Source organism: Pseudomonas sp. FG43 (assembly GCF_057809175.1).
Genome location: NZ_JBMDJL010000011.1, coordinates 66,211 through 85,564 on the forward strand (window position 1 = coordinate 66,211; position 19,354 = coordinate 85,564).

Sequence of the window (19,354 nt, forward strand, 5' to 3'; positions counted from 1 at the left end):
TGGCAATTACCAGGATCACGCCTTGGCTTGTAGTCCTTTTCTGAAAAAACCAGCAACGATGCCCTTGAGGCTTTGCATTTCGTACCCTTCGCAGCCTGAATTTCATGGTGAGAGAGCCAGCGAATGTGCGAAGACCCGCAAATGCCCATATTTCTGGCGATTGCCGACTGCCAGATGGATCTGCATGTCATCAGCTTTACCGGCCTGGACGCCTTGAACGAAGTGTATCGTTTCGACATAGACCTGATCTGCAGCGACCCGCACCTGGATTTCGCCAGCCTCTTGAAACGTGACGCCTTCCTGAGTTTCGGACCGCAGCAAGAAGGCGTGCATGGCCAGATATTCCACGCCAGCCAGCCATATGCTGGCACTTGCCTGAGTCATTACCGGGTCAGCCTGATGCCACGCTTGCAGATGCTTGCTCAACGCCAGCAGCGGCGCGCCTATCAGGACCTCAGCGCTCTCCAGTTGATTGCCCGGCTCCTTGAGCAGCATGGCATTGAAGAAGATGCCTGGCGTTTTGAAACCATCGGCCTGTATCCGCCCCGTCCCTTGTGTGTGCAATACGATGAAAGCGATCTGCACCTGCTGCAACGCTTGTGCGAAGAGGAAGGTATTCACTTTCGCTTCGAGCACAGCATTACAGGCCATCGACTGGTGTTCTCCGACGATCCGGCCCGCTTCCCAGAGCAACCACAGCCGATGCGGTTCAGGGCACATGATGAGCAGGCCTCTGCAAGGCCTGCCATTACTCATCTGACCGAATGCCTGTCGATCTTCCCCGGCTACAGCAGCCACAGCGCAAATCGGGATGGAGCGGTTGCGCTTGCGGCATCGCAACACATCGAGATCGAGAAGAGCCACGGCATCAACCAGCCCTTCGAGGAGTCCATCGCCTCTCGCCCCAAGGACCATGACGAAGCCTTTCAGCGGCAGCGCAGCGCCCGCAGGCTGGAGCGCCTGCGTTGCGAACGACGGCACATCACGGGATGCAGCGATCAACCTGCATTGTGCAGCGGTCAGGTCATGCAAGTGCTCGATCATCCCGAGCCGACGCTCAATGATCACTGGCTGTTGACCGAGGTCGAGCATACGGGCATGCAGCGTCATCTCATGGAGGGCTACGATCCCCACGATATCGCCGCCATCGTCAACACCTCGATGCCCTCCTGCGCAAATACGCTCGATGACGGGTATCGCAATAGTTTGCGCGTCATACCCTGGGCCATGCCCTTTCGTCCGCCACTCAAACGCGCCCGCCCGATGGTCAGCGGTTATCACACGGCAACCCTGATGGAGGCTGGCGAAATCGATGAGCAAGGTCGTCTGCCCATCCGCTTCGACTGGCAGACGATTGCACAGCCCTCGCCCAATACCCGCCGCTGGCCCATGGCACGCATTGCCCGGATCGACGATTCAGGTTTCGACAAGGTACAAGCCGGAGCCAGGGTATTGATCCGCCATCTGCACAATGACCCGGACCAACCCGTGATCTGTAGCCTGCTACCGGGCAACGAGGTCAATGCCCAGCCACGCATCCAGCTCGACGGCACACCCCTGGCCCCTGACGCCGGGAGCATTTGCCTGGGTAGCGGGCAACACTTGCACATCGATACCCGAGAGGACCTGATCCTGCATGGCGCACAAGGCGCATTGCAGATAGCCCCGCAAGGCATTTCCATCATCGGCCCGCGAACAATGAAAGCCTCGCCGCCCGAACAACAGGACAATTGCGCAGTGACACTCACCGACCTGCGCCTGACACAAAAGCCGGGCCTGCAGGGCGCGCCGCTGGCAAATTGCACCTGGTACATCGTGCGCATGCCCAAACCCGGCCTGGAACATCTGGCCCATATCGAACCCGAGGACTTTCTGTTCGAAGGCAAGACCAATGAATGGGGCTATCTCGGGCTGAGCCAGGAACAGTTACAGCAACTGGCGGCGCACTACAGGAAAACGCCCGGCAGCCTGTGCCTGATACACCCCGGCCAATGCATCAGGCTGCAGGATTACGTCCAGCAGAACTGGACCGAAGAGCAACGCAAGGCGTTTGTACTCAGCGGCCCTTGAAGCTGGCCGCACGCTTTTCGATGAAAGCCTGCATGCCTTCTTTCTGGTCTTCGCTGGCAAAGACGGCATGAAAGATCCGGCGCTCAAAACGGACGCCCTCTGTCAGGCTGACCTCAAACGCACGGTTGACGCTTTCCTTGACCATCATCGCCACCGGCAGGGATTTATCGGCAATCACGGCAGCCACCGCCAATGCTTCGTCGAGCAGTTTCTCGGTTGGCAGAATCCTTGCGACAAGGCCTGCGCTCTCGGCCTCGCGGGCATCCATCAAACGACCGGTCAGGCACATTTCCATGGCCTTGGCCTTGCCCACTGCACGAGTCAGGCGCTGAGTGCCGCCCATACCGGGCAGCACGCCCAGATTGATTTCAGGCTGACCGAACCTGGCGTTTTCAGCCGCCAGAATGAAGTCGCACATCAGGGCAAGTTCACACCCGCCACCCAGCGCAAAACCCGCCACGGCAGCAATGATCGGCTTGCGCCGCGACGCAATCCGGTCGCTTTGCGCGAAAAGATCATCGAGATAGATCTGCGGATAGGTCAGTTCGGCCATTTCCTTGATATCAGCACCGGCAGCAAAAGCCTTGCTGGAGCCGGTAAGCACGATGCAGCCGATATCCGGACTGCGTTCAAACTCGTCCAGAACGTCATTCAGCTCATCGATCAGTTGAGCATTCAAGGCATTGAGCGCCTGCGGGCGATTCAAGGTAATCAAACCGACCCGGCCTTTGATCTCTCTTAGAATTGTCTCGTAACTCATTGTTATTCCTCCGTAGGAGCCAATTCATTCGCGAAAGGACCGACAGAAACTGGTCGTTTGAAATACCTTCGCGAATGAACTCGTTCCTACCTCGTATTACATCAATTCAACCGCCACAGCAGTCGCCTCGCCACCGCCGATACAAATTGCAGCCACACCGCGCTTGAGCTGTTTGCGGCGCAATGCCGCCAGCAAGGTGACGATGATCCGCGCACCCGACGCCCCCACCGGATGCCCCAATGCACAGGCACCGCCACTGATATTGACCTTCTCGTGATGCAGTTCGAGACGACTCATGGCCACCAGCGGCACCACTGCAAAGGCCTCATTGATCTCGAACAGGTCCACATCATCCACCGACCAGCCGGTCTTGGCCAACAAGCGGGTAATCGCCCCTATCGGTGCAGTAGGAAACAGGCCGGGAACGTCGGCAAAGGCGGCATGGGCATGAATCTTCGCCAACGGGGTCAGGCCACGACTCCTGGCTTCGGATTGACGCATCAGCAACAGGGCTGCGGCCCCGTCGGAGATGGAACTGGAATTGGCGGCAGTGACCGTTCCGTTTTCACGAAATGCCGGCTTCAAGGTGGGAATCTTTTCCAGACGCGCCTTGGGCGGCTGCTCGTCGTGACGAATCCATTTCTGCTCCTTGCCCACCGTCACTTGCAGAGGAACGATTTCTGCATCGAAGTAGCCTTCGGCGATAGCCTCCTGAGCGCGAGTCAGAGAGGCCATGGCAAAGGCATCCTGCGCCTCACGACTGAAACCGTTCAACTGGGCGCACTCCTCGGCATAGGTGCCCATCAACCGACCAGGTTCATAAGCATCCTCAAGGCCGTCGAAAAACATGTGGTCCAGCACCCGCCCATGCCCCATCCGGTAGCCACTGCGCGCACGATCCAGCAAGTAAGGTGCGTTGGACATGCTTTCCATGCCGCCAGCGATGGCCACGCTGACACTGCCGGCGAGCAGCAGGTCGTGAGCCAGAATGGCAGTCTGCATGCCGGAGCCGCACATCTTGTTGACCGTTGTGCATAAAGCCGAAGTGCTCAAGCCCGCACCCAGAGCCGCCTGACGTGCGGGAGCCTGGCCAAGCCCGGCCGACAGCACACAGCCGAACAGCACTTCTTCGATATCCTGCGGATCAATACCCGCCCGCTCGACAGCAGCACGAATGGCCGCCGAACCCAGTTGCGGTGCGGTAAGGCTTTTCAAATCCCCCTGAAAGCCGCCCATGGGCGTACGTGCGGCGCTGACAATGACGACGGGGTCTTGGGCAGAGGTGGTCTTCTCGATGGACATGGCTGATTTCCAGAGTACTGTTGTTATTGGAATAGCAGAAATCATCGACTTTTGTAGATTCCGAGGCAAAGGTCGCAGCAGGCGAATCTCTTGCAGAGCCTGCGGTCTGAGCCAGTACCGCCATTTTTGGGGAGTCCCCGGATGCCATCACGCACACTGCGCAGCCTGCTCGCCAGCCTGTTGATTCTGACCTTGAGCGGCTGTGCGCTGTTTGCCGGTCGCGACCCGGTCAATATAAATGTGGTCGGCATCGAACCCTTGCCCGGTCAGGGTCTGGAAATGCGCATGGCAGTCAAGTTGCGCCTACAGAACCCCAATGAAACCGCCATCGACTACAACGGTGTGGCACTGGACCTGGAAGTGAATGGCAAGCTGCTGGCCTCCGGTGTCAGTGACCAGCAAGGCAGTATCGGACGGTTCTCTGAAACCGTGCTGGTGGTACCGGTGAGCATCTCGGCCTTCTCAGCGCTGCGCCAGGCCGTTGGCCTGACGCAAAGCCAACGGCTGGACAACCTGCCCTACACCTTGAGCGGCAAGCTGGCGGGCGGTGTATTTGGCACCGTGCGTTTCAGGGACAGCGGCACCCTGAGCCTGCCGCAGCCCGCCGCTGGCGACTGGTAACACTCAGCCTGTGATAAAACGCACGCCGGGCTTCGGGCGCTCATCCACGACCAGCTCAAAAACATCAGGCCGCGCATAGTGCCCCACCACATCGAAGTCATAACGGGCCTTGACCAGTTCATCGACATCGATTTCAGCCACCAGCAGCCCGGTTTCACCCACCAGCGGCCCCGCCAGCACATCCCCCATCGGCCCGACAATCACGCTACCGCCATTGATCAGCGGGCGATCGGCTGGCCAGTTGGCAACATCGATCCCCAGCGCTTGTGGCGATGGCTGCACCTGGCAGGCACTGATGACGAACATCCGGCCTTCATGGGCGATGTGACGCATCGAGCATTGCCATATCTCCCGCTCATCCACGGTCGGCGCACACCAGATATCCACGCCCTTGGCATACATGGCGGTACGCAGCAGCGGCATATGGTTTTCCCAGCAAATAGCCGTCCCCAGGCGACCGGCACGGCTCGGTACCACTGGCAGGGTCGAGCCATCGCCCTTGCTCCAGATAAGCCGCTCGGTCCCGGTCGGCATCAGCTTGCGATGCCTGGCGACCAAGCCGCCTTCGGGCTCGAAAAGCAGTGCCGTGCAATACAGGCTGCTGCCGGAGCGCTCGATCACGCCCAATACCAGACTCGCTCCCGTACGCGCCGACATCTGCGCAAGTGCCCGGGTTTCATCGCCCGGCACATCGATGGCGTTCTCGAAATAGCGCGCAAATGCTTCACGCCCTTGCGGCAGGCGGTAACCCAGTTGAGTACCGAAGGTTTCCCCCTTGGGATAACCGCCCAGAAGTGCCTCGGGCATGACCACGACACGGGCGCCGGATTCGATGATGGCCTGCTCGTAGGAAAGAATCAGTTCCAGGGTGTCTGACTTGCCACCCGGCAATGCGCCGATCTGTAGGGCTGCAACGATGGACTTGAACATGGCGAGACTCCTCTGGCTATTGATGTTGCCAATTCTCGGCTGGCCGCCCAACATTGATAAACCCCATCTCAATGCTTAATGATATGAACAGCATGAATATCAGCACCATCGATCTCAATCTGCTCAAGGTCTTCGAAGCCCTGCACGATGAGTCCAGCGCCAGTCGGGCAGCACTGCGCCTGGGCGTGACGCAATCGGCCATCAGCGCGGCCTTGCGCCGTCTGCGGGAGTTATATGGCGATCAGTTGTTCGTCCGCACCGGGCGAGGCCTGGCGCCGACCTTGCGGGCAGATCAGCTCAAACCGGTGGTCACCGACGCCCTGAACAAATGCCGGCAGAGCCTTGCCATGGTTGCGCCGGTGCCCGGCCACTACGAAGGACGTTCCGTGGTGACAGGCCTGTCGGATGACTTTGAAATGGCATTGGGCAAACGACTGATGGCTGCAATCCGGATTCGCGCGCCCGGGCTGCGCCTGATTTTCCGTCAGACCCACAGCCAGATCGTCGCAGCCGCCCTGCTGGACCGCACTATCGATCTGGCGATTGCCTCTGGCGGGTTTGCCAACCGCTTGCTGACCCGGCGGGTATTGGGTGAAGGCGATTATTCGTGTCTGGTGGACCCGGCCAGCCTGAGGCCCGGCCAGACGACCCTGAGCATCGAGGAGTTCATCGAGCGCGAACAGATTCTGATTTCATCCGGCGGGCTGATCGGCATGGTTGATGAACGGCTGGCCAGCATGGGCCTTGACCGCCGAGTGTGTGCGTCGACCACGCATTTTGCGGCATTGCCTTATCTGCTCAAGGGCACACAGGCACTGTCCACCATTCCCACTCACGCAGCACAGGCAATTGCGCAACTGACCGACCTTGCCTTGTTGCCTTGCCCGCTGACGATGCCGCGCTATCCGATAGAGCTTGGCTGGCGTAACGGCACCCTGCCCGATCCGGCTGTCGATGCCGTACGCGAGGCAATCATCGAGCTGTTCTGAATTTACTTGGCTGCCGCCATGAGGCGATTCACTTCACTGCGGACCATGTTGGCGTATTCCGGCGGGCTCATGGCATCCAGTTCAGAACGAACCCATTCCGACCACTTTCCCTTGCGCTTGGATCTTTCACCCATCAGGCGAGCCGCTTCACCTTTGGCCTTGCCCAGGTTGCTCTGCCAGAGTTCGAACAAACGGGACTTCTCATCCTCAATGGCAGCGCGTTCGGGGAGAGACCGGTTGGCCAGATTGAAACTCATAGCGTTCACCTACTACCTACGACTAAAAACGGCTGCATCTTACACCCTGGTCCTTCGCGAATGAATTCGCTCCTACAGTTTTTGCAGCGTGAAGGCTGTGCAGGAGCGAATTCATTCGCGAGGCGGCATACCAGGCAGTGAATCTTTTATGGGGTGTACCGTGCCCTTCGCGAATGATGACTTGTGCAATTGCAACTTTCCGCAACACTGAGGACTCCATTGAGGAACACTGCCATCAACTGAAAGGAAAACATCATGGCTCGTAAAAACGCTGCGCAAAGTACTGCCGATCAGATCAAGGATCAGGCATTCAGCGAATTGCAGGCTCTGATCGAAGAATCAGACAAACTGCTCAAGGACAGCGCTGCACTGGTAGGCGAAGAAGCGGAAACCCTGCGCGCCCAATTGAGCCTGAAGCTCAAACAGGCACTGGAATCGGTTTCCAGCGTGCGTGATCGCACAAAGCCTGTGGTCGAAGCGACTGAAACCTATATTGGCGGGCATCCATGGCAGACCGTGGCCATTTCTGCCGGATTCGGTCTGGTGGTAGGGCTGTTGCTGGGACGTCGCTGATTCACACCAGCGCGGCCCGTCAATACGGGTCGCGCTGGCTCAACGCATTACTGATTACGCTCGATGACAACCGGCGCAGCCAACCGGTGAGACTTGGCAACCTTGGCCAACAGGCCGACTCGCTGCTCTTCTGCCTGCTCGGGGCTCTGGAACGGACCAATCAACAACTGCTGCTTGCCGTCGATGGTGACCACTACCGGCGCATAGCTACGTTCGAGCAACCAGGCACTGATATCGCTGACCGCCTCTTTGGAGTTCATCTGAATGAACCACTGCGGAGTCGACACCTGTGGAGCCTGAGCTGTCGGCTCGGCCTTGTCGCGGGCCGATGGCCGAGAGTTTCCTGCATCGCATCCGGCCAGCACCAACGTCAGCGCTGCCATAATCATTACCGTCTTGCGCACGTAAGTCTGCTCCTCGTCTGAAGTGGCGCGAGTCTAGCATTACTGCCTTCGGGTTTGAGGCGCTGTGTCGAGGTGACGCAGGGTGGTCTTGCACCTCTCGACGCCCTGTTCGCCGCTACAGGGCTGGCTGTGCATGAAGCCGGGCGTAACTTGCCATCATGTAATGAAATGTTTCTCCACGCTGTCTTCCAGATGACAACAGCGTTACAAACTAATGGCGCAATGACATGGGAACGACAACCGATACATGAGGTCAATGGTTCACCTTGGCTGTTTATAAAAGAACAGCTGTTTACACAGAAAAACATGCCGTAATGCCATTAACGAGGTATCTTCCCGTCCTCGTTTTTTTCAACCCGGCAAATCCTGCATCAACGGCGTCGATGACCACTGTGCATTCCATGAAACCTCTGTCGGACCTGATTATCTGCGAGCACTGTGACTCGCTGTATGAAGCCCAGCCCCTCAAGGCAGGCGAGTCGGCACATTGCCTGCGTTGCAAGGCATTGCTGGGCCGCGGCCATCGCCTGACCATCGAGCAATTGCTGGCCCTGACCGTTGCCGCCGCCCTGCTGTTCATGTTCGCCAACTTCTTTCCGGTGATCAGCATCAGCATGAAGGGCCTGACCAACGAAGTGACCTTATGGGAATCGGTGGAAGCTCTTGCCCAGGGGCGCATCACGATCATTGCACTGGTGGCAGGCCTGTCGATCATCCTTGCACCTCTGTTGCAGATCGCCCTGCTGTTCTGGCTGCTGCTGCACGCTCATAACGGGGTCATTGCCCCTGGCTTCAAGGCCTGCATGCGCGCACTGGAACATTTGCGCCCCTGGAGCATGCTGGAAGTGTGCATGCTCGGTATTCTGGTGGCCATCATCAAGCTCTCGGGGATGCTCGATGTTCATCCCGGCCTTGGCCTGTGGGCCATGGCGATGCTGATGGTGCTGATCCTGCTGATCGCCAACAAGGATATCCGCCGCCTGTGGGATGAACTGGGAGTCCAGCCAGGATGAACGGCATTCCCTTCGCCCATGAACAGAATTTGTGCCTGTGTCATACCTGCGGCTATGCCTGCCCGCAAGAAGCCCATCAGTGCCCGCGCTGCGACTCGCCCGTGCATCGACGCAAACCAAACAGCATTGCCCGCACCTGGGCGTTCCTGATCGCAGGCCTGATTTTCTACGTCCCGGCCAATGTGCTGCCTGTGATGTACACCACTCTGCTGGGCAACAGCAGCCAGAACACCATCATGAGTGGCGTGGTGGAGTTCTTCAAAAGTGGCTCATGGGATATTGCCCTGCTTATTTTCATCGCCAGCGTCGTGGTGCCTTGTGTGAAGTTTCTGGTCCTGGGCATGCTCTTGATCACCTGCCAGCGGCGCAGTCGCTGGGCCATGCTTGAGCGTGCGCGGCTTTATCGGTTCATTGAACTGATCGGCTATTGGTCGATGCTCGATGTGCTGGTCGTCGCCCTGGTCGCCTCTCTTGTACAGTTCCGTGAGCTGAGCACCATCGAGCCGATGATCGGCATTCTGTTTTTTGGTCTGGTAGTGGTGATGACGATGTTCGCCGCCATGAGTTTCGATCCCCGGCTTATCTGGGATGCAGAGGTTGAAGATGTCTGACAATAACGTCCCCCCTTCGCCGTTACTTCGTCCTGAAGTCAAACGTCGTCGAATGCGTGTTTCGCTTATCTGGCTGGTGCCGATCGTGGCAGGGCTCATAGGCCTGTCCATGGCCTTTCACGACTGGATGAACATAGGCCCGCGCATCACCATCAGCTTCCAGACGGCTGAAGGCCTTGAGGCCAACAAGACCCAGGTCAAGTACAAGAACGTGGTGATCGGCATGGTGACTTCCATCACCCTGAGCGAAGACCGCACCCACGTGCTGGCGTCCGTCGACCTCAACAACACTGCAACGCCTTTCACCCGGGTGGACAGCCAGTTCTGGGTCGTGCGGCCGCGCATCGGCGCCCATGGCGTGTCGGGGGTCGACACCTTGCTGTCGGGCGCATTCATTGGTGCCGACGCGGGTAACTCGCAGGAAACCAAAAGCGACTTTACCGGCCTTGAGACACCGCCTCCGGTGACCTTCGGCGAGAAAGGCAAGCGCTTTACCCTGCACACCGACGATCTGGGCTCGCTGGATATCGGCTCACCGGTCTATTACCGCCGCATTCAGGTTGGTCAGGTAGTGGCCTATGAGCTGTCCAGGGATGGCAAAGGTGTCGATGTCCAGATTTTCATCAACTCTCCGAACGACCAGTACATCACCACTGACACGCGATTCTGGAATGCCAGCGGCGTGGACGTGACCGTCGGCACTGCGGGCCTGAAAATCAATACCCAGTCACTGACCTCGATCCTTTCCGGTGGCATTGCATTCCGCGAGCCGAACTGGAGCCCGGAATCCAAGCCAGCCGACGAAAACGCCGAGTTCAAGATATTCGATGACCAGGCCACTGCCCTGGCACCGCCGGACGGTGAGCCGCGCTATATACGCATGCGCTTCAACCAGTCGCTGCGCGGGCTTGCAGTCAATTCCCCGGTGGACTTTCTGGGTGTGAACATTGGCAAGGTGGTTTCGGTGGATCTGGATTACGACCCTGCAACCGGGACATTCCCGAGCATTGTCGGCGCCGTCATCTACCCCAACCGCCTGGGAGCGGCCGAGTCCAAGCTGCGGCAGCTGGGTGGTCGCGGCAACGAAGACGAGCAATCGGCAAGAATCCTCAATGCCTTCGTCAATAACGGACTGCGTGCCCAGGCTCGCACCGGCAACCTGCTGACCGGCCAGTTGTACATTGCGATGGAGTTCGACCCCAAGGCACCCAAGGTGACATTCAATCCCAAGGCCAGGCCCCTGGAGATTCCCACCGTACCGGGTAACTTCGACAAGTTGCAGGAGCAACTGCAAGCCTTCGTCGACAAGCTCAGCAAAGTGCCGATCGATGAACTGGCCAGCAACCTCAATGGCAACCTGATCGAGCTGCAGAAAACCCTCAAGCAGGTCAACGGCAGCGTCTTGCCGCAAATGCGCGGCACGTTGCAGCAGGCAGAAAAAACCCTGAGCAGCGCCAACGAAACATTGGGTGAAGACTCTCCGGGTCGCCAGCAACTGACCCAGGCCATGGAAGAAGTGCAGCGCACTGCCCGCTCGGTGCGTGTACTGACCGACTTCCTCAGCCGTCACCCTGAATCGCTGATTCGCGGCCGCACCGGTGATGCTGCGCCGGGTTCATACAAAGCGCCGTCTTCATCCCGTGCAATCGATCTGGAGCCAAAACAATGACCTTGCGCCTGAAACTGATGGTATTGGCTGCTGCGCTGGGCCTGAGTGCCTGCTCATCGACGCCGACCCGTTACTACACGCTGATCGCCCCCATGAACTCGGCCACCGTGCCCAGTGCGCAGCCTGCGCCGTTCCAGTTCGAGATGCTGCCGGTGCTGATGCCCGTCCAGGTTGACCAGCCACCGCTGGTGGTGCGTCAGGGCGATGGCAGCCTGGCGATTCTGGATACCGAACGCTGGGGTTCGCCACTGGGCGACGAGTTTCACGATGCGCTGACCGCCCAGCTGGAACGCCGCTTCGGTAGCCGCGACATGGCGGGACTGCCAAAGGACAGCGGGCAGCCAGTGCTTTCATTGCGCACCGATGTCAGACGCTTCGAGTCGGTCCCTGGCCAGTACGCACTGATTGATGTGGTCTGGAGTCTGAGCCTGCGCAACACAGGTGCCACGGCAGGCAACAAGCGCCTCAACCTGACCTGCAGCAGCGTGATCCGCGAACAGGCTGGATTGGGTATGGAAAACCTGATCCTGGCTCACCAGCAGGCCGTCTCGAAACTCGCACAGGAAATTGCCGGCACCGCACAGGGCTGGGCACAGAATCCTTCCTCACGATGCCTCTGAAAACCGACTCAAAGGCCCCGTAACAGGGGCCTTTTCTATTGTGCAGGCTTTATTGGTTGCATAAGAAAGACGGAAAACCCACCGAAAAATTTATATATATAAGTGCAAATAAGTATAAAACAGTATCAAAAGCACCCAATAGGCCATTACACTCGCGATTAAATACAGCATCGCTGTGCAGCTATCTTCACCTCGGCAATTGTTTACCTGAATGATGTCGACTTTTGCTTATTGATCAGTCGTGCCGGATATGTCTGTAAGGTCATGGAATCCCTTACACACTCCTTACAATTCTGCCACAGCCTTCTTCAGGCAGGCGCTTCTAGAGGACAACTGAATGCCCGGAATTGGCCCCCGCCTCAAACGAGAACGAATAAGACTCAAGCTGTCACAAAGCACGCTGGGCGCTATTGGGGGTGTTGAAACCAATGCCCAGAGCAATTACGAGAACGGCATACGCTCACCCAGAGCCGACTATCTGGCCCGTATTTCAGACGCTGGCATCGATGTTACCTATGTAGTGACGGGCTTCAGCCTTGAGCGCCCTCTCCCCACTCTGGAGACTCATGACACGAGCGAGCGCCTGAATCGCGTCATATCGCGTCTGCATAAAAACCTGCATGAAGTCACGCAGAACATCTACCACATGGCTCGATTACTCGAAAACCATGAAAATACCTCGATCAGGTCACAAGTCGACAATATCAAGGAAGAAGCGGAAGCCATTACAGTTGCGGCAGTACGCTTGATCTACGTGAGTTCAAAGCTGAATTGATCTCCCGACCTTGTCCCATAAGGTCGAAGCGGCATTCGATCGTCTACGGAATGCCGCTGCAACAGTCTTAAAAGCCGACAGTCGCCGACACCAGATAAGTTCTCGGTGTCGATAATGTAAGGCCCGCCGCACTGTCTGACGAAGTTGCCGCCGATGCCCAGTAGGTTTTATCGAGCACGTTTTCTACAGAAGCACGCACTGTGACCGGATTATCGCCCAGTTTGAAAGCATAACGGCCACCGACGTCATAACGCTCCCATGAATCGATTTTCTGGTTATTGGCAGCATCCAGATATTGCGATCCCGTATGAATGGCACGGGCGGTCAGCGTCAGGCCAGGCAGGCGATTGATATCCCACTCCACACCCATATTGGCGTTGACCTCCGGCGAGCCGGTACCGCGATTGCCATCGAAAGTGCCCAGTGCGGTTTTGGTCTGCTCACTGTCAAGTAACATGACGCCACCCAGCAGCCGTACACCCGGCAAGGGTTCACCGAACATATTCAACTCGACACCCTGATTGCGCAGTTCGCCATCAGGATTGAAGTTGCCTTGGGCATCGGTGATGTAGGCCGGCTGTTCTATGCGGAATACACTCAGGCTGGTGCCAAAAGTGCCATGGTCATACTTCACGCCGACTTCCGTCTGCCTGGACTTGTACGGTGCAAACACTTCGTCGCTGTTAGTGGCAGTCGTGGGCGCAGTCTCGCCCTGGCTAAGGCCTTCCATATAGTTGGCATACAGCGAGATCGAGTCGGTGGCCTTGATCACCAGCCCCATGGCGGGAGAAGTGGCGCGTTCGTCGTAGCGCTGCCCCAGCGCACCATTGGAATAGCTGTCCACTTCAACCCGCTGCAAGCGAGCGCCCAGAGTCAACAGCACGCGGTCGTCAAGAAAGCTCAAGGTATCGGCCAGCGCAATACTGGTGAACAGGTTCTCGGTATGAGTCGAAGTATCGAAGCGCGTCGGTGCGCCCGGATACGGCAACACAACCGGGTTGTAGAGGTTGCTGGTACGAGGCTGATAACGCTCACCCGCGTTATCGAACTCGAAATCGAAACGGTTGAGGCTGATATTCAGGGTATGCCCTACCGGGCCGGTATTGAACCAGCTACGAGCACCGACGGTGAACGTCTTGACTTCCTCGTCACGACGAAAGGTACGCGGCGTCACGGTAAAGTTGCCACTGCTGGTGGTGACCGGAACGGTATGACGCAGGAAGTCGTAGTTGCCTTTACGGGCACCGGCTGCGGCGTAGACCATCACCGAATCACTGAGATCGAACTCCCCACGCAGCGCACCGAAGGAATCCTTGGAGTGAGAATACGTCCAGGGCTGGGCGATATTGCGACGAATGTCTTTGGCCTTGGGCATCGCAATACCGGCTGCCACTTCGACCCGCTCGATGGGCGCATCGGCATAACGCTCCTGCTCCCCGAGATCCAGCGACATGCGCATACGGTCTTCACGCCAGTCCAGCCCGATGACCGAAGCTTCACGCTCGACTTTCTGGTGATCCCATTCGGTATCGCCCGATTGCCGCACCCCGTTGTAACGCACACCGAAGCGTTGGTTATCGCCAAACCGGCGCCCGATATCCACATGCCCGCCGAATTGCCCCGCAGAGGCAAAACTGCCGGTGAACTCGGTCAACGGCTCACTGCCGGCACGCTTGGGCTCGATATTGATATTGCCGCCTACACTGCCGCGCGGAACGATGCCACCCAATAACGCGCCGGGCCCTTTGAGGATATCGACCCGCTCGACCATCTCCATGTCGATGGAGTACGTCGGCAGCACGCCATACAGCCCGCCAAACGACACATCGCTGTTGAACAGGCTGAAACCACGGATGGAGAACTGCTCGAAACGTCCGCCTGCCGGGTTGGTGGTACGCACCGACGGGTCGCTGGCTACCACATCCCCAAGGGTACGAGCCTGCTGGTTCTTGATCACGGTGCTGGTATAGGACGTCTGATTGAACGGCGTCTCCATGAAGTCACGGTCACCCAGCATGCCCTGAGAACCGCTGCGGGCTACCTGGCCACCGGCGTAAACGTCACCCTGCCCGTCCAGCCGACTACCGTCGATGGAAGTATTGGGCAAGACCATCGAGCCGTTTTCTGCGACAGGTGCAGGCACCAGCGTATAGGACTGATTGCCGAGCGGTTGCAATTGCAGTCCGGAGCCTTGCAGCAAAAGCGTGAAGCCCTCATCGACAGGGTATTCGCCATCCAGCCCCTTGCTGTTGCGACCGGCCACCAGTGCCGGGTCTACGGAAAGGCTGACGCCAGACAGCGCAGCAAAGCGGGTCAAGGCGGCACTCAGGCTGCCAGCCGGAATCTGATAACTGCGCCGCACAGACTCCTCGGCCTGGACCGAAGCCATGAATACCGGCGCGACGCCAAGACCGATCACCACGCTGGCCTGGCAACTCATATGCAGCAACGGAGCCATGCCAAAACGGGCAAGACGCAGGCGACGCAAGAAAACTACGGGCATTGGAGCACTCTCTTTTGTGTTCACTTGAGAGAGATGACAAGCGACGAAAAAAAAAGGGACACGTCAGGCAGAAATATTTCGAGGTCCCAGGGTGATCCAGTATCGTGTCCGCGAATGCACCTGTACAGGCAGGCTTGCAACCAGCAAATCCAGAATGCGATCGGTATCGTCCAGCCGGAACGAGCCGGTCACCCTCAAGGCCTCCAGCTCGGGTTCCCAGCGCAGAATGCCGGGGCGATAGCGGTTGAGTTCGGTCAGGAAACTCCCCAGCGGGCGATTTTCTACGGTCAACACGCCCTGGCGCCAGTCCGGTTGGCGGGCGTCGAAGCGTTCGACCGCAGTAACACCTTGAGCAGTCAGGGCTGCCCGTTCGCCCCCCTTGAGACGTAAGGTCGCGCCTTGTCTGGACAGCAGATCGACACTGCCGCTCGCCACCGAAACCCGGCAACGGTGCTCGTCCTGTCGAATACACAGTTCGGCACCGTTGGCGATGATATGGCCCATGCGGGTGTTGATGCTCACGGCTGGCGCATTGCCGGCCATGGTCAAGGCAATCTCCCCTTCGATCAACAATAACTGGCGCCTGCCGTCCAGGAAGTCGAGATCCACGGCACTGGCGGTATTGAGTTGCAGTTGACTGCCATCGGGCAGGCGCAAGGTCTTGCGCTCGCCGGTTGCAGTGCGCAGATCGGCGCGCCAGGCCCTGACGGGCAACTGACTGCTGACGATCCAGCCACCGGGAATCAGCGCCGCAATAACCAGCGCACGCTTGAGAATCGCCCGGCGCGTCGGCTCGCTTCGCTTGAGGTCTGCCCGATCGAGGCTGGCCATGGCCAGTTCGGGCGGCAGTTCGGAGAAACGTTGACGCAAGCCTTGTGCCCGCTGCCAAACCTGCTCATGGCTTGGGCATTGCTCGCGCCAGCGCTGCAATTGTTCGTGCTCCTGGGCACTGGCAGTCCCGGACTCCAGCAACGCCAGCCAGTAGGCAGCAGCATGCGCCACTTGCCGGGCCTGCTCATCACGCGCCATGTCACTCATAGCTCGGCCATCAGGCAATGTGCATAGGCCTGTGCCATGTAGCGTTTCACGGTACGTTCGGACACCTTCAGCCTGAGTGCGATCTGCGCATAACCCAGACCTTCAAGCTGCGACCAGAGAAACGCCCGACGCACCACCACCGGCAAGTCGTCGAGTAACTCATCCAGTGCCTGCAGAGTCTGCAACAGGATCCAGCGCTGCTCGGGAGATGGAACGGCCTCTTCGGGCAATGTCGCCAAAGCCTCCATATAAGCCTGTTCAAGGCTGCGCCGCTTGTAATGATTGATCAACAGCCGCTTGCCCACGGTCACCAGATAGGCACGCGGCTCACGCAGGTTAGCCAAGGGTTCGCTCTGCCAGGTGGCCATGATCCGCAAGAACGTATCCTGACTGAGATCGGCGGCATCCCACGCATTGCCCAAGCGGCACCGTAGCCAGTTTTCCAGCCAGCTACGGTGATCACGATAGAAGTTGTCCAGGCCAGGCGATGACCCTGCTGCATCACTCATTCGAAGGCCATCCACGACAGCGACTTAAAATGAGAATCATTCTATTTAATTCATGTCAGCGAGCCAACCTGTTTCTCGTTTGTCATACCGGGGCGTGGTTCAGCGGCGCTTCAGCCTGTCGATAATCACCGCCAGCAACAGAATGGTGCCGCGAATGACGTACTGGTAGAAGGTGTCGATGTTCTTGAGGTTCATGGCATTCTCGATGATCGCCAGAATCAGCACACCCGCAATCACATGGCGAATCATGCCGATACCACCGCTCAGCGAGACGCCGCCCAGCACACAGGCCGAGATGACTGTCAGCTCGAAACCCTGGCCGATCATGGGTTGCCCGGAAGTCATGCGTGAAGCCAGCACCACGCCGGCCAGCGCACCGATCAGGCCGTGTACGGCAAAGATGATGATCTTGGTCCGGTCGACATGCACGCCCGCCAGCAAGGCCGCCTCCTGATTGCCGCCGATGGCCATGGTGTTGCGGCCATAGGTGGTGTAGTTGAGCAACCAGCCAAAGAAGATAAAGCAGGCGATGGTGATCAGGATCGGTACCGGCACGCCATAGAACTGGCCGTTGCCGAAGACGAAGAAGTCCTCGTTGGAAACCCCCACAGCCTTGCCGTTGGAAAAGATATACGCCAGCCCGCGAACGATCTGCATGGTCGCCAGGGTCGTGATCAGGGCATTGATGCGCAGCTTGGCGATGACGATGCCGTTGATCAGCCCCACCAGCAGGCCCATCGCCAGGGCGGCGCTTACGCCGAGGAATACGCTGTCGGTATCGCGAATCACGATCCCGGCAATAACCCCGGCACAAGCCAGTACCGAACCGACCGACAGGTCGAAGTGCCCGGAAGCCAGGCAATAAAGCATGGTGCAGGCGGCAATGCCCACGGTGGAAATTGCCAGACCCAACCCGCGCATGTTCAGCGGCGACAGGAAGTTATCGATGAACACCGCACACAGCATGAAAATGCCCAGTGCAGCCAGCAACATGACCCATTCATCGAGAAAGCGGCGCATATTCACGCCCTGACGGGGAGCCCGCAGGCTGGTTTCGGTAGACATACGCACCTCTTTTTTATTGTTCATGGTCGTAGACCAAAGGTTCAGCCGCGTGAGCGGGGTAATGCCAGTTGTAGAAGTCGCGACTCATCGGCCTCGTCGCGGTTGAGTTCACCGGTAATCGCCCCTTCGCTCATGACCAGAATGCGGTCTGAGATGCCCATGACTTCCATCAGGTCGCTGGACACGACAATCACCGCGATGCCTTGCGCCGCCAGGTTATGGATGATCTGGTAAATCTCGGATTTGGCACCGATATCAATGCCTCGGGTGGGCTCGTCCAGCAGCAGGACTTTCATCGGCATCGACAACCAGCGACCCAGAATCGCCTTCTGCTGATTACCACCGGAAAGAAAGACTATCTGCTGATCCGGCGAAGGCGTCTTGACGTTCATCGCCCGAATCTGTTTTTCGGCGTTCTCGCGTTCCCAACGTCCTTGAAGCAGGCAACCCAGGCTCAGATGCCGGGACCGGGCGCCGATATTGATGTTCTCGGCCACACTGGACAGCGGCACGATGCCTTCTTTCTTGCGGTCCTCCGGGCAGAGCAATATGCCAGCGGCAATCGCGTCCCGAGGAGACTTCAAGGTCAGCGGCTTGCCGTCCAGTTGCAGCGTGCCAGCCTTGCTGCGGGTCATGCCGGACAACAGGCGAAACAGCTCGGTACGACCGGCACCGACCAGCCCGAAGAAACCCAGCACTTCGCCCTTCTCGACCGCGAAACTGACCGGTTCCTGCAACCCTGGCCCGAGCAGCCCGGTGACGCGCAGGCTCGGGCCTTGATGCTCACGGGGCCGATAGTCATAGATATCCTGGATATCGCGCCCGACCATGCAGGTCACCAGACGATCATGGTCAAGCTCCGCCATGTCCTCGAAGGTGCGTACGAAACGCCCGTCCTTGAACACCGTCACGGCATCGCAGATGCGGAAGATTTCTTCCATGCGATGGGACACGTAAAGAATCACCCTGCCCTCGTCGCGCAATTTGGCGATGATCGCCATCAAGCGGTCGATCTCACGCGCCGACAGGCTGCTGGTGGGTTCATCGAAGGCAATCACATGGGCATTGCGCGACATGGCCTTGGCGATTTCCACCAATTGCCGCAGCCCCAGCGACAAATCCCCGAGACGCATGCCCGGATCGATTTCGTCGGCAAGCCCCTTGAGCAGTTCCGTGGCCTGACGCAGCATGAGCCGACGATTGATCATCCCGAAGCGATTGGGCATATGCCCCAGCAGCAGGTTTTCTGCCACGGTCATTTCCGGCACCAGATGCAGCTCCTGGTGAATCACTGCGACACCCGCCGCGATGCTGTCCGCAGTGGACCTGAACTGATGGGTGTTTTCACCGATCTGCAAGGTCCCGCTGTTGGGTGTATAGGAGCCACCCAGTATTTTCAGCAATGTGGACTTGCCAGCCCCGTTCTCGCCCATCAAGGCATGTACGCTGCCGGGATTGGCCTGGAAGCTGATGTCCGACAGCGCCTTGACGCCGGGAAAGACCTTGCCGATGCCGCTGAAGCGCAAGGCACCACCGGCCGCTTGCTGTTGTTCGATTGCCTGCTGCATGAACTGTCCTCCTCACTCGCGAAGGGGCCTGAGATCAGGCCCCCTTGAACTCACTTACACAGACAAATGCCGATCAG

General features: G+C 58.4%; 19 protein-coding genes. 9 read left to right on the forward strand and 10 right to left on the reverse strand.

Going from position 1 to position 19,354, the window contains the following annotated elements:
* Window positions 1–141: 141 nt before the first annotated feature.
* Window positions 142–2,070: a type VI secretion system Vgr family protein gene (locus ACODS3_RS14750; protein ID WP_489034949.1), complete on the forward strand. Its 1,929-nt coding sequence runs from the start codon at window positions 142–144 to the stop codon at window positions 2,068–2,070.
* Here ACODS3_RS14750 and ACODS3_RS14755 read toward each other — a convergent pair.
* Window positions 2,057–2,830 (reverse strand): enoyl-CoA hydratase, encoded by a 774-nt coding sequence (locus tag ACODS3_RS14755; RefSeq protein WP_201016975.1) that lies wholly within the window; start codon window positions 2,828–2,830, stop codon window positions 2,057–2,059. The two genes, ACODS3_RS14750 and ACODS3_RS14755, sit on opposite strands and share 14 nt — an antisense overlap.
* Window positions 2,831–2,926: 96 nt before the next feature.
* Window positions 2,927–4,132, reverse strand: a complete 1,206-nt coding sequence (locus ACODS3_RS14760; RefSeq protein ID WP_489034951.1) for an acetyl-CoA C-acyltransferase — start codon at window positions 4,130–4,132, stop codon at window positions 2,927–2,929.
* Between the two features lie 141 nt (window positions 4,133–4,273).
* On the opposite strand from ACODS3_RS14760, the gene ACODS3_RS14765 reads away from it, so the two are divergent.
* The gene (locus ACODS3_RS14765) at window positions 4,274–4,753 is read left to right on the forward strand and encodes an LEA/WHy family protein (protein ID WP_201016973.1); all 480 of its coding nucleotides are present in this window, start codon (window positions 4,274–4,276) and stop codon (window positions 4,751–4,753) included.
* Window positions 4,754–4,756: 3 nt separating this feature from the next.
* Here the strand turns inward: ACODS3_RS14765 and ACODS3_RS14770 are convergent, their stop codons facing one another.
* Window positions 4,757–5,683 (reverse strand): carbon-nitrogen hydrolase family protein, encoded by a 927-nt coding sequence (locus tag ACODS3_RS14770; RefSeq protein WP_304574632.1) that lies wholly within the window; start codon window positions 5,681–5,683, stop codon window positions 4,757–4,759.
* An 83-nt stretch (window positions 5,684–5,766) separates the two neighbouring features.
* Between ACODS3_RS14770 and ACODS3_RS14775 the strand changes: the two genes are divergently transcribed.
* Window positions 5,767–6,672 (forward strand): LysR family transcriptional regulator, encoded by a 906-nt coding sequence (locus tag ACODS3_RS14775; protein ID WP_489034954.1) that lies wholly within the window; start codon window positions 5,767–5,769, stop codon window positions 6,670–6,672.
* Between the two features lie 2 nt (window positions 6,673–6,674).
* On the opposite strand, the gene ACODS3_RS14780 is transcribed toward ACODS3_RS14775, so the two are convergent.
* A complete protein-coding gene (locus ACODS3_RS14780) occupies window positions 6,675–6,929 on the reverse strand; it encodes a hypothetical protein (RefSeq protein WP_201000403.1) in 255 nt (84 codons plus the stop codon).
* Window positions 6,930–7,184: 255 nt separating this feature from the next.
* Between ACODS3_RS14780 and ACODS3_RS14785 the strand changes: the two genes are divergently transcribed.
* Window positions 7,185–7,502 (forward strand): ElaB/YgaM/YqjD family protein, encoded by a 318-nt coding sequence (locus tag ACODS3_RS14785; RefSeq protein ID WP_201000402.1) that lies wholly within the window; start codon window positions 7,185–7,187, stop codon window positions 7,500–7,502.
* A gap of 47 nt (window positions 7,503–7,549) precedes the next feature.
* Here ACODS3_RS14785 and ACODS3_RS14790 read toward each other — a convergent pair whose 3' ends face one another.
* The gene (locus tag ACODS3_RS14790; protein WP_201016971.1) at window positions 7,550–7,906 is read right to left on the reverse strand and encodes an SPOR domain-containing protein; all 357 of its coding nucleotides are present in this window, start codon (window positions 7,904–7,906) and stop codon (window positions 7,550–7,552) included.
* A 401-nt stretch (window positions 7,907–8,307) separates the two neighbouring features.
* On the opposite strand from ACODS3_RS14790, the gene ACODS3_RS14795 reads away from it, so the two are divergent.
* The 5 genes from ACODS3_RS14795 to ACODS3_RS14815 all read left to right on the forward strand — a co-directional run bounded on the left by ACODS3_RS14795 (window position 8,308) and on the right by ACODS3_RS14815 (window position 12,594).
* Entirely contained in the window at window positions 8,308–8,919 is a 612-nt protein-coding gene (locus tag ACODS3_RS14795; protein ID WP_374063352.1) for a paraquat-inducible protein A, read from the forward strand.
* Window positions 8,916–9,530 (forward strand): paraquat-inducible protein A, encoded by a 615-nt coding sequence (locus tag ACODS3_RS14800; RefSeq protein ID WP_201016969.1) that lies wholly within the window; start codon window positions 8,916–8,918, stop codon window positions 9,528–9,530. The genes ACODS3_RS14795 and ACODS3_RS14800 overlap by 4 nt, the downstream gene beginning before the upstream one ends.
* The gene (locus ACODS3_RS14805) at window positions 9,523–11,199 is read left to right on the forward strand and encodes a PqiB family protein (RefSeq protein ID WP_304574635.1); all 1,677 of its coding nucleotides are present in this window, start codon (window positions 9,523–9,525) and stop codon (window positions 11,197–11,199) included. The genes ACODS3_RS14800 and ACODS3_RS14805 overlap by 8 nt, the downstream gene beginning before the upstream one ends.
* Complete coding sequence (locus ACODS3_RS14810; RefSeq protein ID WP_201016968.1) at window positions 11,196–11,819, forward strand: PqiC family protein; 624 nt, start codon at window positions 11,196–11,198, stop codon at window positions 11,817–11,819. Before ACODS3_RS14805 ends, ACODS3_RS14810 begins: the two co-directional genes overlap by 4 nt.
* Before the next feature lie 337 nt (window positions 11,820–12,156).
* The gene (locus tag ACODS3_RS14815) at window positions 12,157–12,594 is read left to right on the forward strand and encodes a helix-turn-helix domain-containing protein (RefSeq protein WP_201016967.1); all 438 of its coding nucleotides are present in this window, start codon (window positions 12,157–12,159) and stop codon (window positions 12,592–12,594) included.
* Window positions 12,595–12,661: 67 nt separating this feature from the next.
* Here ACODS3_RS14815 and ACODS3_RS14820 read toward each other — a convergent pair whose 3' ends face one another.
* The 5 genes from ACODS3_RS14820 to araG form a co-directional block, all read right to left on the reverse strand.
* Window positions 12,662–15,097, reverse strand: a complete 2,436-nt coding sequence (locus ACODS3_RS14820; protein ID WP_489034958.1) for a TonB-dependent receptor — start codon at window positions 15,095–15,097, stop codon at window positions 12,662–12,664.
* A gap of 63 nt (window positions 15,098–15,160) precedes the next feature.
* Window positions 15,161–16,135 (reverse strand): FecR domain-containing protein, encoded by a 975-nt coding sequence (locus tag ACODS3_RS14825; protein ID WP_489034960.1) that lies wholly within the window; start codon window positions 16,133–16,135, stop codon window positions 15,161–15,163.
* Window positions 16,132–16,644 carry a sigma-70 family RNA polymerase sigma factor gene (locus tag ACODS3_RS14830; protein WP_201016964.1) on the reverse strand — a complete coding sequence of 171 codons (513 nt, stop codon included), beginning with the start codon at window positions 16,642–16,644 and terminating at the stop codon, window positions 16,132–16,134. The genes ACODS3_RS14825 and ACODS3_RS14830 overlap by 4 nt, the downstream gene beginning before the upstream one ends.
* Before the next feature lie 99 nt (window positions 16,645–16,743).
* Window positions 16,744–17,709, reverse strand: coding sequence for an L-arabinose ABC transporter permease AraH (gene araH, locus ACODS3_RS14835; RefSeq protein ID WP_025260057.1), 966 nt, complete (start codon window positions 17,707–17,709; stop codon window positions 16,744–16,746).
* 41 nt (window positions 17,710–17,750) lie between these two features.
* Complete coding sequence (gene araG / locus ACODS3_RS14840) at window positions 17,751–19,277, reverse strand: L-arabinose ABC transporter ATP-binding protein AraG (protein ID WP_304574640.1); 1,527 nt, start codon at window positions 19,275–19,277, stop codon at window positions 17,751–17,753.
* Window positions 19,278–19,354: the final 77 nt, after the last annotated feature.